A 16,362-nucleotide genomic window follows, 5' to 3' on the forward strand; every position below is an offset into this window, starting at 1 on the left:
GACATGACGACTGCAACTTCCATGAATCCCGGCTCGGACCGCTGGCAGGTCCTGCGCCTGCTGGTGTCGCGCAAGACGGTGCTGATCAGCCTCATCGTGATCGTGGTGCTGGCGGCCGCCGCGCTGCTGGCGCCGTGGATCAGCCCTTACGATCCGTTCAAGCTGTCCATCATGAACCGTCTGAAGGCGCCGGGCGCCGCGCACTGGTTCGGCACCGACGACTTCGGCCGCGACGTTTTCAGCCGCGTCATCCACGGCGGACGGCTGTCACTGATGGTGGGCTTTTCCGTCGTCATCCTGTCCAGCGTGCTGGGCATTGCGCTGGGGCTGATCGCCGGGTTCTTCCGCACCGCCGACAAGTTCGTGTCGCGGTTGATCGACGCGATGATGGCGTTCCCGGACATCCTGCTGGCGATCTCGCTGGTGGCCGCGCTGGGGCCGTCGCTGGTCAACGTGGTGATTGCGCTGGGCATCGTGTACACGCCGCGCCTGGCGCGCATCGTGCGGGCCTCGACGCTGGTGATCCGCGAGCTGCCCTTCGTGGAGGCCGCCCGCGCGCTGGGCGTGCCCACGTGGCGCATCGTCACCGTGCACGTGCTGCGCAACCTGGTGTCGCCCATTCTGGTGCAGGGCACCTTCATCTTCGCGTACGCAATCCTGGCCGAGGCGGGCCTGTCGTTCCTGGGCGTGGGCGTGTCGCCCGACATTCCGACCTGGGGCACCATGATCAACGCCGGCCAGCAATACATGGGCTCGGCGGACTGGATCATGATCTTTCCCGGTATCGCCATCGTGCTGTCCGTGCTGTCGCTGCAACTGGTGGGCGACGGCCTGCGCGACGTTCTCGATCCGCGCCTGCGCAAGGAGCTGTAAACATGACCGCAAGCACCCGAGACATCGTGCTGTCGGTGGAAGGCCTGAAAACCTGGTTCCACAGCCGCGACGGCATCGCCAAGTCGGTGGACGGCGTCACCTTCGACCTGGCCCGCGGCGAAACGCTGGCCATCGTCGGCGAATCCGGTTCCGGCAAGTCCGTGACCAGCCTGTCCATCATGGGCCTGCTGCCCAAGCCGGCGGGCCGCATCGAGGCCGGCAAAATCCTGTTCCGCGACCGCCAGGGCGTCCAGCACGACCTGGCGCACGCGACGCCCGCCACGCTGCAACGCATCCGAGGCGCCGAGATCGCGATGATCTTCCAGGAGCCCATGACCAGCCTGAACCCGCTGTACACCGTGGGCGACCAGATCGCCGAGGCGGTGCTGCAGCACGAAGGCGGCTCGCGCGCCGCGGCATTGAAGCGCGCCCGCGAGATGCTGGAGCGCGTGGAGATACCGGCGGCCGATCGCCGCGTCAACGAATACCCGCACCAGATGTCGGGCGGCATGCGGCAGCGCGTGATGATCGCGCTGGCGCTGGCATGCAACCCCGCGGTGCTGATCGCCGACGAGCCCACCACGGCGCTCGACGTGACGGTGCAGGCGCAGATCCTGGATCTGCTGCGCCGCCTGCAGGCCGAGATGAACATGAGCATCCTCTTCATCACGCACAACCTGGGCGTGGTGGCCGAGATCGCGCATCGCGTGGCCGTGATGTATGCCGGCCGCGTGGTCGAGGACGCCGGCGTCTACGACCTGTTCGAAAAGCCCACGCATCCCTACACGCGCGGCCTGCTGTCCTGTCTGCCGACGGCCGCGCTGCTGGCGTCGGGCGAACGTCTTCGCGCCATTCCGGGCAACGTGCCCAGCGTCCTGTCGCTGCCGCCCGGCTGCACGTTCGCGCCGCGCTGCCCTCTGGCCGCGGACGACTGCCGCGCCGGCGTGCCCGACCTGGTGACGGTGCAGACCGCACACCGCGCCCGCTGCATCAAGGTGAATCAGATATGACGAGCATTCCGACTCCCCGCGCCGCCGAGCCGCTGGTGCGCATCGATGACCTGAAGGTCCACTTTCCGACCTCGCAAGCGCGCAACGCCCCCGTCGTGCGCGCGGTGGACGGCGTGAGCTTCGACGTGCCGCGCAACACCATCGTCGGCCTGGTGGGCGAATCCGGTTCCGGCAAGACCACGACCGGGCGCGCGCTGCTGCGCCTGTTCGCCCCCACTGCCGGCCGCATCGTGTTCGACGGACAGGACATCACCACGCTCAACGAGAAGCAGATGCTGCCGTGGCGCCGCCGCATGCAGATCGTGTTTCAGGACCCGTACGCCAGCCTGAATCCGCGCATGACGGTGGCCGAGATCCTGGGCGAGGCGCTGGACACGCACAAGCTGGCGCAGAACCGCCGCGCCGAGCGGATCGGCGAACTGCTTGAGCGCGTGGGCCTGAACGCGGATCACAGCCGCCGCTACCCGCATGAGTTCTCCGGCGGCCAGCGCCAGCGCATCGGCATTGCGCGCGCGCTGGCAGTGGAGCCGGATTTCATCGTGGCCGACGAGCCGGTGTCCGCGCTGGACGTGTCGGTGCAGGCGCAGGTGCTGAACCTGCTGCAGGACCTGCAGCGCGACCTGGGCCTGACCATGCTGTTCGTGGCGCACGACCTGGCCGTGGTGGATTACTTGTGCGACGACGTGGTGGTGATGTATCTGGGCCGCGTCATGGAGCGCGGGCCTACCAGCGAGGTCTACGCCCGCCCCCGCCATCCCTACACGCGCGCGCTGCTGTCCGCCGCGCCCGTGCCGGATCCGCGCGCGCCGCGTTCGCGTATCCTCCTGAAGGGCGATATCCCGAGCCCGGTGAACCCGCCTTCCGGCTGCGTGTTCCGCACGCGCTGCCCACACGCCATCGACGCCTGTGCTGCGGCCGTGCCGCCGGCCGTCAGCGTCAGCGCGGACCACTACGTGTCCTGCATCCGCCTCGACGATCCCGCGCTCGCGGCCTGAGCCCGCCCGAATTGATCCAGGAATCACACATGAACATCATCCGCGACATCGTCTTCCAGATACGCAGTCGGCGGGACGCATTGAGCGTGACCGAGCGCAAGGTGGCCGACGCCATTCTGGACGACATCATCTGGAGCGCAAGCGCCACCGTGGACCAGCTTGCCGCCAAGGCCGGCGTCAGCATCGCCACCATCTCGCGCTTTGCGCGCACGGTCGGCTGCGACGACACGCGTGACCTGAAAATGAAGCTGGCGCAGGCCAGCACGGTGGGCAGCCGCTTCCTGGATCCCAGCGCCCCGGCCGAGGAAAGCACGTTTTACGCCCGCATCTACGCCGACATCGAAAGCACGCTGCGCGCGCACCTGCCCGCATTCACGGAGCAGCTCTTCGAGGCGGCCGCGTCGATCGTGGACGGGGCGCGCATGATCTACGTCTTCGGCATGGGCGGCGCGTCGGCGGTGCTGGCGCAGGAAGTGCAGTCGCGCCTGGTGCGGCTGGGCTATCCCATTGCCGTCTACAGCGACGCCGTGCTGCTGCGCATGGTGGCAGCCACGCTGGACGAGCGCGACGCCGTGCTGGTGCTGTCCGCATCGGGCCTCACGCCTGAAATCGTGGGCGCGGCGCGCATCGTGAAGCAATACCGCGCAAGGATCGTCGCCATCACCGACGCCTCGTCCGAACTGGCGAAGCTGGCCGACGTGGTGCTGCCCATCCGCACCGACGAGACCGACTTCATTTACAAGCCCTCCGCCTCGCGCTACGCGATGATGCTGGCCATCGACCTGCTGTCGACCGAACTGGCCATGCTGAACCAGGAAGAAAACCGCGAACGCCTGCGCCGCATCAAGCTGGCGCTGGACGAGCACCGCGGCGGGCCGAACCGCCTGCCGCTGGGCGATTGATCTGGAAACCAAGATGTACGACACCCTCATAGGCAACGTCCGGATCCTGGACGGCTCCGGCGGCCCGGAAATCCGCGCCAGCGTGGCGCTGGAAGGCGGCCGCATTGCCGCCATCGGCGACCTGCCCGGCGCCCCCGCGCGCCAGATCATCGACGGCACCGACCTGGCGCTGGCCCCCGGCTTCATCGACGTCCACACCCACGACGACACCACCGTCATCCGCACGCCGGACATGCTGCCCAAGCTGTCGCAGGGCGTGACGACCGTGGTCGTGGGCAACTGCGGCATCAGCGCCTCGCCGGTGACGCTGCGCGGCGATCCGCCCGACCCGATGAACCTGCTGGGCAAGCGCGAGGACTTCCGCTATGCCACCTTTGCCGACTACACCCGCGCCATCGAGGCCGCCCGGCCGGCCGTGAACGTGGCCGCGCTGGTCGGACACACGGCCCTGCGCAGCAATCACATGGACCGGTTGGACCGGCCCGCCACGCGCGACGAGGTGTTGGCGATGCGCGAGCAGTTGCGCGACGCGCTGGCACACGGCGCGATCGGCCTGAGCACCGGCCTGGCCTATGCGTCCGCGTTCGAAGCGGACACGGCCGAGGTCAAACTGCTGGCCGAGGCCCTGGACGAGTTCGGCGCGCTGTACACGACGCATCTGCGCTCGGAATTTGCCGCCATCCTGGAAGCCATGCAGGAAGCCTTCGACATCGCCCTGCACGCACGCGTGCCAGTGGTGGTGTCGCACCTGAAATGCGCGGGCGCCGGCAACTGGGGCCGCACGAAAGAGGTGCTGTTCGCGCTGGAAAACGCGGGGCGCATGCAGCACGTGGGCTGCGATTGTTATCCGTATTCCGCCAGTTCGTCGACGCTGGACTTGAAGCAGGTCACGGACGAATTCGACATCGACATCACCTGGTCCGAGCCGCATCCGGAACAGGCGCGCCGCAAGCTCGCCGCCATTGCGGCCGACTGGGGCGTGACGCTGCTGGAGGCAGCCCAACGACTGCAACCGGCCGGCGCGGTGTATCACAACATGCACGAAGACGACGTGCGCCGCGTGCTGTCACACCGCCTGACCATGGTGGGGTCGGACGGCCTGCCGAACGATCCGATGCCGCATCCGCGGTTGTGGGGCGCCTTCCCGCGCGTGCTGGGCCATTACAGCCGGGACGTCGGCCTGTTCCCGCTGGCCCAGGCCGTGCACAAGATGACGGGGCTGTCCGCCGCCCGCTTCGGCCTGGCCGAGCGCGGCTTCGTGCGCGAGGGTTATCACGCGGATCTGGTGCTGTTCAACCCCGACACCGTCATCGACAGCGCCACTTTCGCCGCGCCCGTGCAAACCGCGGCGGGCATCGAGGCGGTGTGGGTCAACGGCGTCCTGTCCTACCGCAAGGGCCAGGCCACCGGCGAGCGCGCCGGCCGCTGGCTGCCGCGCAGCGGCGACCTGCGCGCGTCTTACCCCGATCTTTCGGCCGCCTGACCGCAGCGGCATCCGGACATCTTCAAGGAGAACCATCTCATGAGCGCTACCCCCACTCCCGACAACAACGGCATCACCCGCTTCGGCGTGGCCGGCGGCACCGGCCAGGGCGGCTCGCACATGCCCTTCGCCCGCGCCGTCGCCGCCGACGGCTGGCTGTATGTTTCCGGCCAGGTGCCGATGGACAACGGCGAAGTGATCGAAGGCGGCATCGTCGCGCAAAGCCACAAGGCCATCCAGCAGGTGCTGGCGATCCTGCAGGAAGCCGGCTACGGCCCCGAACACGTCGTGCGCTGCGGCGTTTGGCTGGACGACGCGCGTGACTTTGCGTCGTTCAACAAGGTATTCAAGGAATACTTCGGCGCCAACCCGCCGGCGCGTGCCTGCGTGCAGTCGAGCCTGGTCGTTGACGCGAAAGTGGAAGTCGACTGCGTGGCGTACAAGCGGCCCTGACACGCAGGCAGGTGTCAGACACCGGGTTCTATTCACGACTGCGGCAGGTCGGCAGGTGTCTGACACCCCCCGCGACGCCGGCCCAAGCTGACGACCGTCTCACACGGGTGTCAGACACCGGGTTCTATTCACGGCTGCGGCAGGTCGGCAGTTGTCTGACACCCCTGCGACGCCGGCCCAAGCTGACGACCGTCTCACACGGGTGTCAGACACCGGGTTCTATTCGCGGCTGCGGCAGGGCGGCAGGTGTCTGACACCCAAGCGACGCCGGTCCAAGCTGACGACCGTCTCACACGGGTGTCAGACACCGAGTTCTATTCACGACTGCGGCAGGTCGGCAGGTGTCTGACACCCCTGCGACGCCGGCCCAAGCTGACGACCGTCCCACACGGGTGTCAGACACCGGGTTCTATTCACGGCTGCGGCAGGGCGGCAGGTGTCTGACACCCCTGCGACGACGGCCCAAGCTGACGACCGTCTCACACGGGTGTCAGACACCGGGTTCTATTCACGGCTGCGGCAGGTCGGCAGGTGTCTGACACCCCTGCGACGCCGGCCCAAGCTGACGACCGTCTCACACGGGTGTCAGACACCGGGTTCTATTCACGACTGCGGCAGGTCGGCAGGTGTCTGACACCCCTGCGACGACGGCCCAAGCTGATGACCGTCCCACACGGGTGTCAGACACCGGGTTCGTTGCACGGCTGCCGCGAGACACGGCATTCAAAACAAGAATGCCCGGTTTCCACCGGGCATTCTGCATTGGGCTGGCGGCAACACCGCGCTACATCTTCACCACATCCACGCCCTTGGGCGCGGTGAATTGGAATTCCTTGGCGGGCAGTTGCGGGTTGGCCTGGATGCCTGACAGGTCGACGCGCGTGGTCTGGCCGAACGAATCGAGCAATTCCACCCGCACGGGCAGGTTGTTCTTCATGCCGATGTCGACGCGCGAAAAACCGGCGTCGGCCGTGCGCGGCTTGGCGCGCAGCCAGTCCACGCCGTCCTTGGCAGGCAGCGCAGATACATCGAACGATTGCTCCAGCGATCCCGAGCCAAAGAGAATGGCCGCGGGCGAGGTGCCGATGGCGGCGTCGACCTTGCGCTCGGTGACCTGCGCCAGATCGGGGTCGAACTGGAACACCTGCCGGCCATCGGAAATGACGAGCTGCTCATAAGGCTTCTGCACGGCCCACTTGAACTTGCCGGGCCGCTGGAACGAGAACACCCCGGTCTGCGCGGGCTGCGTCCGGCCCTGATCGTTGACGGTGTACTGCGAGAACGACCCGGTGGCCGACGTGACCGTGGTCACGAAGGCGCGCAATTGCTCCTGCGCGCTGGCGGCCAGCGCCACGGCCGGAACCAGCGCCGGCGTCAGACCCAGGACCGCGACGGCGGCCAGCCTTTGATACGTCTTCATCATGCTTCCTCTCGGGCGGCAGCTGCGGGAACCAGGATCTCGCGGTTCCCATTGGATTGCATCGCCGACACCATACCCGATTGCTCCATCTGCTCGAGTAACCGGGCCGCACGGTTGTAACCAATGCGCAGGTGCCGCTGGACCAGCGAGATCGACGCGCGGCGATGCTTGAGCACGACTTCGCAGGCCTGGTCGTACATCGGGTCGGATTCCGCGTCGCCGCCAATGCCCGTGACGCTGCTGGCGCCCTCGGCCCCGTCGCCGTCCAGGCCGCCTTCCAGCAGGCCCTCGACGTAGTTGGGCTCGCCCTGCGCCTTCAGGCTCTCGACCACGCGATGGACTTCGTCGTCGCTGCAGAATGCGCCGTGCACGCGCACCGGCAGGCCCGTGCCTGGCGGCATGTACAGCATGTCGCCCTGACCCAGCAGCGTTTCCGCGCCCATCTGGTCAAGAATGGTGCGCGAGTCGATCTTGGACGACACCTGGAACGCGATGCGGGTTGGGATGTTGGCCTTGATGAGGCCGGTGATCACGTCCACGCTGGGACGCTGGGTGGCGAGGATGAGGTGGATGCCCGCCGCGCGCGCCTTCTGCGCCAGACGGGCGATGAGTTCTTCGATTTTCTTGCCGACGACCATCATCAGGTCGGCCAGCTCGTCGATGACGACAACGATGGTCGGCAGCGGCGACAGGGGTTCGGGCTGGTCCGGCGTCAGCGAGAACGGATTGGGGATCGGCTCTTCGCGCTTGATCGCGTCGCGGATCTTGGTGTTGTAACCGGCCAGGTTGCGCACGCCCATCTTGCTCATGAGTCGATAGCGCTTTTCCATTTCGCCCACGCACCAGTTCAGCGCGTTGGAAGCGTGCCGCATGTCGGTGACCACCGGCGCCAGCAGATGGGGGATGCCTTCATAGACGCTCATTTCGAGCATCTTGGGGTCGATCAGGATCAGGCGGGTGTGCGAGGCGTCGGCCTTGTACAGCAGCGACAGGATCATGGCGTTGATCCCGACGGACTTGCCCGAACCGGTCGTGCCCGCCACCAGCAGGTGAGGCATCTTGGCCAGATCGGCCACCACCGGGTTGCCGGCGATGTCCTTGCCCAGCGCCATGGTCACCACGGAATGGCTGGCGTGGTAGGTCTGCGAACCCAGGATCTCGGACAGGCGCACCATCTGGCGGCGCGGATTGGGCAGTTCCAGCCCCATCAGGTTCTTGCCGGGAATCGTTTCAACCACGCGGATGCTGACCAGGCTGAGCGCGCGTGCCAAATCCTTGGCCAAGTTGACGATCTGGCTGCCCTTCACGCCGGTGGCCGGTTCGATTTCGTAGCGGGTGATGACCGGACCGGCCTGCGCCGCAACCACGGTAACCGACACGCCGAAGTCGGCCAGCTTCTTTTCGATCAGGCGGGAGGTGAACTCGATGGTCTCGGCCGAGACGGTTTCCTGGTTGTTCAGGGGCGGATCGAGCAGGCTGATGGCCGGCAGATCACCTTCGGCGCCGCCCGTGGGCGGGAAGAACAGCGATTGCTGCTTTTCCTTTTCGACGCGCTCGGACTTGGGCACCACGGTGATGGCCGGTTCAATACGCACCGGCTGCTCGTGCACCAGCTTTTCCTGCTTGGCCACGACCTGTTCGGTGCGCACGGCCTTGGCGACTTCGCCGACCTTGCGGTCCTGGCGCGCGGTGTAGGAATTGCGCATCTTGCGGACCAGGCCTTCCAGCCAGGAACCGACACGCTCGGCCACCGCCAACCAGGAGAACGAGAAAAACAGGCTGAGTCCGATTGCCAGCATGACCAGAAAGGCCAGTGTGGCGCCGGTAAAGCCGATGCTGCTGCCGATAAGGCCGGCCAGCATCTGGCCGATGACCCCGCCGGCGCCGCTGGCCGTTTCTGAAGCGCCCGGCAGATGGGTGCCGCGGCTGGCCAGGCGCAGGGCTTCCATGCCCAGCGATCCCACCATCAGCAGGACGAAGCCGATGCCCTCTTCCCAGTGGACGCGCGGCAGCACTTCAGGCTGTTTGCTATTGGCCACGCGCAACTGCGCGGCCAGCCGCCGGTACCCGGCCCGCACGCGGTGCAGCAGCAGGATGACCCACCACCAGGCAGAAAAACCGAATAGATAGAGGAGGATGTCCGCCAGATAGGCGCCCAGGCGTCCCCCCTGGTTGCGCACGACATCGCCTGGAACCGAGTGCGACCAGCCAGGGTCGGACGCGCTCCAGGTGGCGAGCACCAGAGTAAGCCAGGCCGCCAGGGCGGCAAATAGGATCCAGCGGGCTTCGCGCAGCAACGCGGAAATGCGCGTTTGCAGCGGCGAAGGTCCGTTGCGGGTGTTGCGCGAGGCGCGCGGAGAAGCAGTCGAGATACGCGGCATGCGGCTCATTATAATTGGGCGTTACCCTAAAGATACCTGCCCATGTCCACGCCTACGCACGCTAAAGTTTTGATACTCGGTTCCGGCCCTGCCGGTTACACGGCGGCCGTCTATGCGGCACGCGCCAATCTGAACCCTGTTCTTGTTACAGGTTTGGCCCAAGGCGGCCAGCTCATGACCACCACGGATGTCGACAATTGGCCGGCCGACGCGGATGGCGTGCAGGGTCCCGACCTGATGCAGCGCTTCCAGAAGCACGCCGAACGCTTCAACACCGAGATGCTGTTCGACCACATCGCCAAGGTCGATCTGTCCAAGCGCCCCTTCACCTTGACCGGCGACACCGGCAAGATCTACACCTGCGACTCCCTGATCATCGCGACCGGCGCCTCGGCCAAGTACCTGGGCCTGCCGTCCGAGCAGTCCTTCATGGGCCGCGGCGTGTCCGGCTGCGCCACCTGCGACGGTTTCTTCTACCGCAATCAGGACGTGGTCGTGGTGGGCGGCGGCAATACCGCCGTCGAGGAAGCCCTGTACCTGTCCAACATCTGCCGCAAGGTCACCCTGATCCACCGCCGCGACAAGTTCCGCGCCGAGCCCATCCTGGTCGACAAGCTCATGAGCAAGGTCGAAAACGGCAACATGGAGCTCAAGCTCTTCCACACGCTGGAAGAAGTGCTGGGCGACGACAGCGGCGTGACCGGCGTGCGTGTTCGCCACGTGGACACCGGCGCGACTGAAGACATGGCCGTCACCGGCGCGTTCATCGCCATCGGCCACCAGCCCAACACGGAAATCTTCCAGGGCCAGCTCGAAATGAAAGACGGCTACATCGTCACCAAGAGCGGCCTGTCCGGCATGGCCACCATGACCTCGGTGCCCGGCGTGTTTGCCGCCGGCGACGTCCAGGATCACGTCTACCGCCAGGCCATCACCAGCGCCGGCACGGGCTGCATGGCCGCCCTGGACGCCCAACGGTGGTTGGAGAATGCGGGGCAGTAAGGTCGGCGTGGCCGACCTGAAACGCCTGAAGAAAGACCTGCAGGAAGAGCGCGAGCGCGCCGCCCTGGCCCCGCAACGGGCGGCGGCAGCGCCGGCGCGCGCGGCATCGCCCCCCGAGGACGATCTCGCGGCGTTCAAGCGTTCGATGAAGTCCGTCACGCCGATCCGGCACGCGGAACGCGTCACGCACAAGCCCGCCGCCGAACCCGCGCCGGCCCTGCGCCGCGCCAACGCGCTGGGCGAAACGCCCAACCGCGCCGATGCCGGCGTCTCGGACGGTGGCGAGATCACGCATCTGCTGTCCGAAGCCGGCACCGCCTTCGTGCGCGGCGACGTGGCGCCCGACACCGCGCGCAACTTGCGCCGCGGCCAATGGCGCGCCGGGGCTGAACTCGATCTGCACGGACTGCGCGTCGAGCAGGCTCGCCATGCCCTGCTGTCGTTTCTGGACGAATGCCAGGAACACGGCATCCGCTGCGTGCGCATCGTACACGGCAAGGGTTACAACTCGGAAGGCCTGGAGCCGGTCCTGAAGGACAAGGCGCGCACCTGGCTGGTCCAGAAGGCCGAGGTCATGGCGTTTTCCGAGGCTCCGGAACGCGAAGGCGGCGCGGGCGCCCTGCTGGTGCTGCTGCGGCAGTCTGAGGGTCCGCGCAAATGAAATGGCTCTACCTGGGCGTGGCGATCGTCGCCGAGATCTTCGCCACCAGCGCGCTCAAGGGTTCCGAAGGCTTTACGCGGCTCGTGCCGTCCGTCATCACCGTCTTCGGCTACCTGATCTCGTTCTATTTCCTGTCGCTGACCCTGCGCGAAATCCCCGTGGGCATTGCCTACGCGATCTGGTCCGGCGTCGGCATCGTGCTGATCTCCATCGTGGGCGCGGTACTGTTCAAGCAGCACCTGGACACGCCCGCGCTCATCGGCATCGGCCTCATCATCGCCGGCGTGGTGGTGATGAACGTCTTCTCCAAATCCGTCTCGCATTGACGGCGGTCGCTGCGGTCCTCGCGCGGTGCATCCTGGCGCAGGGCATCCTGGCGCAGGGCATCCTGGCGCAGGGCGTCCTGGCGCAGGGCATCCTGGCGCAGGGCATTCTGCGCCGCGCGCTGGCGGCCTGCCTGTGCCTGGCTGGGCTTTTCGCCGGCAGCGCCTCAGCCCAGGACTTTGACCGCGCGGCCGAGCTCAAGCGTTACCGGGCGTGGCTGACCGCTTTCACGCAGGACATGGACCGGCTGGCCGCGGCGCGGGGTCCGTTGAACGACGCGCAACTCGATGCTCTGTTCGACAAGTCCGTGGTGCCCGGGTCGCGAGCCGCCGGCTTCATCCGCGAGGCCTTCACCCGCCGCACGGGCGATGGCGAATACCGCCCGCAATACGGACCGCGTCCGGTCTTCCTGGGCGTGCTGGCCAGCGGCATTCCCGCAGGCCAAGGCGGCACGTATCCGGAAGCCGATGCCGCGTTCAAGGGCACGGATCTGGCCGTCTGGTATCTACACGTGGACGTTGGCGACATGACCAACACCTATCTGCTGTCGTCCGGCCACTTCACCCCCTACCGGCTGCCGCCCGCCGGCACGTTCGAACGCAAAGCCTATCCCTTCCTGCTGATGGAGTCCCGCGACGGGGCGCTGAGGCTGGGCGGCGTCAGCGCCGAGCTGTGGGGTCTCGTTGCGTGGCTGCACAATGCCGCAAACTGATTTCGTCCTGCGCCTGCTTGCCCTGGCCGCACTGTCCGCGGCGCCCGGGCTTGCGCAGGCCTTGTGCCAACCGCTCGCCGCGGGCGACAGGCTGACCGTCATCGCCGATGTCCGGCTCGACGACACCAATACGCTGCTGGGCAAGGACGGTTCCCGCATCCGAAGCTGGCTGCCGCCCGTCCTGGTGCCAGAAGGCCCGCGCGCCACGCCGGTCATCCGGGCAGAACACGTGGACTGGTCCGTCTATGCGGCCGAACCCGCCGCGCGGATTGGCGTCACCCTGCTGCGCTTCGAGCGCGGCGCGGACGGCAGCCAGCATCTTTGCGGCATCGCCCAATACAGCCCGCACACGGTCGAAGAGGCGCGGGCCAAGCCCGGCCCCACCCTGCCGATGCCGGACAACGAAACGCGCTTCCGCTATGACGCGGCCAGCAGGCTGACCGGTTACGACATCCGCTCGCGCGCCTGGGATGGCCGCGAGAATCGCCCAGTCCGGCATTGCCTGCGTTACGACGCCAATGGCTGGCTGGCGGAACTGGCCGAGGGGGCCTGCGACGGCGCCACCCGTCCGCAAGTGCGCTACGTGCATGACGCCGCGGGCCGCCTGCTGCGAACCATCCGCCACGCGCCCGAAACCGGCGAAGCGAACGAGGTCATCGTGCATGACGCCAAGGGCCAGGCCGCCCAACGCTACCTGCGGCCGGTCCGCGACACCGAAGACGGCCTGGGCGCGCAGGCAGCATTGCCGTATCACGCTGTCCAGGGCGAACACCCGATCCTGGTGCTGCCCGGCCCCGGCTGGAAACCGCCGGCGCTGGACTCCTACCACTACGACTGGGCCATCGTACAGCCGAGCGGCGACGCCGATGTCTACGACGCCAAGCGCGATCCGTCGTCCGTGCTGGCCAGCGGCAACAGCGGCGCCAATGGGCGCTTTGACCTGAGCGCCGACGCCCGCCAGCGTATCTGGAAGGCAGCGGGCCGCGCGCCCGGCGGTGTGCAGTGGCTCTGGGCGCCGGGTCAGGTCGTGACGCTGTTGCAGGCGATGCCCGACGCCGCCTGGGCAGCCTGCGCCGATCCCGAAGACCGCCGCCCGGCCGCCTGCCCCGCGCCCTAAGTGTTGTCTGGCTGCGGGTGACGCGCGTCCGGATTACGCAGGTAATCCACCAGTGCCAACGTGGCCCGATCGGGCGGCGGCGTCAGCAGCGACACCACCACGATCGTCAGAAACGCCACCGGCGCACCGAACACGCCGGCCGCGATGGGCTGGATGCCCCACCACAGATCCACCGGCTGCGTACGCGCGATGCCGAGCACCGATTCCCGCAGCCACGGATGCGTGTGCGTCATGTAGGCAAACGTCACGGCTAGCCCGGCCGCCATGCCCAGCGTGGCGCCCCATTTGTTCGCGCGCCGCCAGAACACGCCCATGACCAGCGCCGGAAAGAATGACGAGGCCGCGAACGAAAACGCGGCCGACACCATGAACAGGATGTCCGCGGGCTTGCGTGCCGCGACCCACGCCGCACCAAACGCCACCACCAGCAGCAGGATCTTGGACACCATCACCCGGCGCGCCGCCGACATGCGCGGCGACACGACGCGGTACCACATGTCGTGCGACAGGGAATTGGACAGCGTCAGCAACAGGCCGTCGGCCGTGGACAACGCCGCCGCCAGCCCGCCCGCCGCGACCAGCCCCGAAATCACGTAGGGCAGCCCGCCGATCTCGGGCATGGCCAGCACCACCACGTCCGCCCCCATGCTGATTTCGCTGAGCTGCACGACGCCATCGCGGTTGATGTCGCTGACGTCGAGCAGATTGGTGTCGACCGCGCTCCAGGCATGCACCCAGTTGGGCAGGCTGAGGAAATTCGAGCCCACGACCTGGGTATAGATTTCGAACTTGACCAGCAGCGCCAGCGCGGGCGCCATGAAATACAGCAGCAGAATGAACAGCAGCGACCAGCACACCGATTTGCGCGCCTCGATGACGGACGGCGTCGTGTATGAGCGCATCAGGATGTGCGGCATGCCGGCGGTGCCCAGCATCAGGCACAGCACCATCGCCAGGAAATTGATGCGCATGTTCCTGCGTTCCTCGGGGTCTTTCGCGGGGAACGGTTCGGCATGCGGCGTGGGCGGCGCGGCCCGGGCCTCGAAGGTTGCCTTGGCCTGCGACCACGTGGCGCGCGCGTCCTCGACGGTGGGCGGGTAGGCAGCCAGTTCGCGCTCGGCCGACCGGATCTCGACCATGGGCGCATCGCCCGCGTTCAACTGGGCCAGCCGGCTGCGCAGCTTGTCCTTTTCCAGCGTCCAGGACTCGGGCAGCGCCTGCAGACGGCGCCCCATTTCATCGGCGCGCTGCTGCCAGATGCCCCGCACCTCGATCTCGGAGGGATCGTTTTGCAGGTAGACCTCTTTTTCGGTCACCTGCTGCAGCACCGCCCCGCCCGACAGCTGCGGCAATGGCATGTTGGTGTGTTTGACCGACAGCCAGATCACCGGCACGAGATACGCGATGACCAGGATGATGTACTGGCCGACCTGCGTCCACGTCACGGCCCGCATTCCGCCCAGGAACGAACAGACCAGCATCCCGCCCAGCGCCACGAAGATGCCCAGTTCGAACGAAATCCCCGTCATGCGCGTGGTGATGATGCCCACGCCGTAGATCTGCGCGACCAGATAGGTGAACGAGCAGAGGATGGCGCATGCAACGCCGGCCAGCCGAGGCAGGTTGCCGCCATAGCGCGCGCCCATGAAATCGGGAATGGTGTATTGGCCAAAGCGCCGCAGATACGGCGCCAGTAGCATCGCCACCAGCACGTACCCGCCCGTCCAGCCCAGGATGTAGGCCAGCCCGCCGTAGCCGGTCAGGTACAGCGTGCCCGCCACGCCGATGAAGGACGCCACCGACATCCAGTCGGCCGCCGTGGCCATGCCGTTGTAGATGGCCGGCACGCGCCGGCCCGCGACGTAGTATTCGACCTGATCCGAGGTGCGGCAGACGATGCCGATGCCGGCGTACAGGCTGACGGTGACCAGCAGGAACACATAGCCGATCCAGTTGCGCGGCATGCCCAGGATCTCGGCCAGCGCCATCAGCAGGATCATCAGCGCGAAGCCGGCCGTGTACAGCACGTAGATGCGCCGCAGCCGGATGCGGAATTCCTGGGGCGTATCGCCGCTGAAAAACGGCATCAGGGCTGCTCCCCGGTTTCGTCGGCGCGCTCATCGGCGCGATTCATGACCCGGGCGTAGACGGCGATGATGATCAGGTAGGCCAGCGGGGCGCCATAGGCGGCCATCCAGAAGGCGAAGGGCCAGCCGATGAAATCGAAGGAGAGATTGCGTGCGAAGTACGAGGGGACGAATGTCAGCGCGGCCCAGACAACGAGCAGCAGCACGATCAGCCGCAGGTTGCGGCGCCAGTAAGGCGTGATGGATGTCCGGGACGGAGTAAGGCGCGTTTGCGGCATAGCGTGGATAAGCAGATCCCATCTGAATATCGCCAAACGCAGCGCTTGAAAAGCCCTGAAGCTTGATTTGCCGGCTTTTTATGCGACAACGGCTGGCACTTCCTGGTGCCAGCCGTTGTGCGTTTGCTTTTTTTGAGTACTGCTTTACTTTTTTTATGTACCGGTGCCGCCGGTATTTGCCCATGCAGGGCTTTGTCTCCTCACCTGCATGGGAAGAGATTCTGCACCAGATGCGGGAATGCCACACTAGGGGAATGCCCTAAGACGGAGCATTCATTTACATATTCCATGCACCATATAAGTGCATTTTGGGGGCGCCGTACTAAATATTGGGATTTTTCGCCCAAAACCGCCCGGCGGATGCCCTAATTCTTGAGCGCTGCTCAAATAGTGATCATGGCGGATGGCCCGGCCGTCCAAGTCCGTGCATCTCGAAAAGCCCGATTCCGGGCATGAGGCGACAGCATCCCGGATCATCTTTACGCGCCGTTTACACCCTGCCCGCCAAGCTATACCCCGTTTTTACCCCCTGCTCCGTAACCTGCCGGTGTCCTGAATGGTTACCTCGCCTGCCCGGCGCGCATCCGCTTTCTGCCGCGCAGGCCTGTTCGAAGGGAGCATGCCTCCCGGGGAGAAAAAACGTGGATCTCATCTATAGCGCCAT

The 16,362-nt window shown here is 66.6% G+C and carries 15 protein-coding genes; 11 read left to right on the top strand and 4 right to left on the bottom strand.

Going from position 1 to position 16,362, the window contains the following annotated elements; genetic code table 11:
• Nucleotides 1-3: 3 nt before the first annotated feature.
• Genes ASD71_RS19970 through ASD71_RS19995 form a run of 6 tightly spaced genes read left to right on the top strand, consistent with a single transcriptional unit; the run spans nt 4 to nt 5,716 of the window.
• On the top strand, nt 4-873 hold the full coding sequence (locus tag ASD71_RS19970) for an ABC transporter permease (RefSeq protein WP_056568629.1): 870 nt from the start codon (nt 4-6) through the stop codon (nt 871-873).
• A 2-nt stretch (nt 874-875) separates the two neighbouring features.
• Entirely contained in the window at nt 876-1,883 is a 1,008-nt protein-coding gene (locus ASD71_RS19975) for an ABC transporter ATP-binding protein (protein ID WP_056568632.1), read from the top strand.
• Nucleotides 1,880-2,878, top strand: a complete 999-nt coding sequence (locus ASD71_RS19980; RefSeq protein ID WP_056568635.1) for an ABC transporter ATP-binding protein — start codon at nt 1,880-1,882, stop codon at nt 2,876-2,878. The genes ASD71_RS19975 and ASD71_RS19980 overlap by 4 nt, the downstream gene beginning before the upstream one ends.
• A 29-nt stretch (nt 2,879-2,907) precedes the next feature.
• The gene (locus ASD71_RS19985; protein WP_056568637.1) at nt 2,908-3,780 is read left to right on the top strand and encodes a MurR/RpiR family transcriptional regulator; all 873 of its coding nucleotides are present in this window, start codon (nt 2,908-2,910) and stop codon (nt 3,778-3,780) included.
• A gap of 13 nt (nt 3,781-3,793) precedes the next feature.
• Nucleotides 3,794-5,263 (top strand): amidohydrolase family protein, encoded by a 1,470-nt coding sequence (locus ASD71_RS19990; protein ID WP_056568640.1) that lies wholly within the window; start codon nt 3,794-3,796, stop codon nt 5,261-5,263.
• A gap of 39 nt (nt 5,264-5,302) precedes the next feature.
• Nucleotides 5,303-5,716 (top strand): RidA family protein, encoded by a 414-nt coding sequence (locus tag ASD71_RS19995; RefSeq protein ID WP_056568642.1) that lies wholly within the window; start codon nt 5,303-5,305, stop codon nt 5,714-5,716.
• A 784-nt stretch (nt 5,717-6,500) separates the two neighbouring features.
• Here ASD71_RS19995 and lolA read toward each other — a convergent pair.
• Both lolA and ASD71_RS20005 read right to left on the bottom strand, forming a co-directional pair.
• A complete protein-coding gene (gene lolA / locus ASD71_RS20000; protein ID WP_056568645.1) occupies nt 6,501-7,136 on the bottom strand; it encodes an outer membrane lipoprotein chaperone LolA in 636 nt (211 codons plus the stop codon).
• Nucleotides 7,136-9,517, bottom strand: coding sequence for a DNA translocase FtsK (locus ASD71_RS20005; protein ID WP_156395235.1), 2,382 nt, complete (start codon nt 9,515-9,517; stop codon nt 7,136-7,138). The genes lolA and ASD71_RS20005 overlap by 1 nt, the downstream gene beginning before the upstream one ends.
• A gap of 42 nt (nt 9,518-9,559) precedes the next feature.
• On the opposite strand from ASD71_RS20005, the gene trxB reads away from it, so the two are divergent.
• From trxB to ASD71_RS20030, 5 genes are read left to right on the top strand one after another with little or no spacing between them, the layout of a single operon-like run.
• Nucleotides 9,560-10,519 (top strand): thioredoxin-disulfide reductase, encoded by a 960-nt coding sequence (gene trxB, locus ASD71_RS20010; protein ID WP_056568650.1) that lies wholly within the window; start codon nt 9,560-9,562, stop codon nt 10,517-10,519.
• Entirely contained in the window at nt 10,506-11,180 is a 675-nt protein-coding gene (locus ASD71_RS20015) for a Smr/MutS family protein (protein ID WP_056568653.1), read from the top strand. Before trxB ends, ASD71_RS20015 begins: the two co-directional genes overlap by 14 nt.
• Entirely contained in the window at nt 11,177-11,506 is a 330-nt protein-coding gene (locus ASD71_RS20020; RefSeq protein ID WP_056568656.1) for a multidrug efflux SMR transporter, read from the top strand. Before ASD71_RS20015 ends, ASD71_RS20020 begins: the two co-directional genes overlap by 4 nt.
• A complete protein-coding gene (locus ASD71_RS20025; RefSeq protein WP_235512261.1) occupies nt 11,503-12,216 on the top strand; it encodes a hypothetical protein in 714 nt (237 codons plus the stop codon). Before ASD71_RS20020 ends, ASD71_RS20025 begins: the two co-directional genes overlap by 4 nt.
• On the top strand, nt 12,203-13,333 hold the full coding sequence (locus ASD71_RS20030; protein ID WP_056568658.1) for a hypothetical protein: 1,131 nt from the start codon (nt 12,203-12,205) through the stop codon (nt 13,331-13,333). Before ASD71_RS20025 ends, ASD71_RS20030 begins: the two co-directional genes overlap by 14 nt.
• Here the strand turns inward: ASD71_RS20030 and ASD71_RS20035 are convergent.
• Together ASD71_RS20035 and ASD71_RS20040 are read right to left on the bottom strand one after the other, a co-directional pair.
• The gene (locus ASD71_RS20035) at nt 13,330-15,420 is read right to left on the bottom strand and encodes a sodium:solute symporter family protein (RefSeq protein WP_056568661.1); all 2,091 of its coding nucleotides are present in this window, start codon (nt 15,418-15,420) and stop codon (nt 13,330-13,332) included. The genes ASD71_RS20030 and ASD71_RS20035 overlap by 4 nt on opposite strands.
• A complete protein-coding gene (locus ASD71_RS20040; protein ID WP_056568664.1) occupies nt 15,420-15,698 on the bottom strand; it encodes a DUF4212 domain-containing protein in 279 nt (92 codons plus the stop codon). The genes ASD71_RS20035 and ASD71_RS20040 overlap by 1 nt, the downstream gene beginning before the upstream one ends.
• Nucleotides 15,699-16,362 lie beyond the last annotated feature (664 nt).

The organism is Achromobacter sp. Root565 (assembly GCF_001427425.1).
In the GTDB taxonomy this organism is placed as follows: Bacteria; Pseudomonadota; Gammaproteobacteria; order Burkholderiales; family Burkholderiaceae_B; genus Achromobacter; species Achromobacter spanius_D.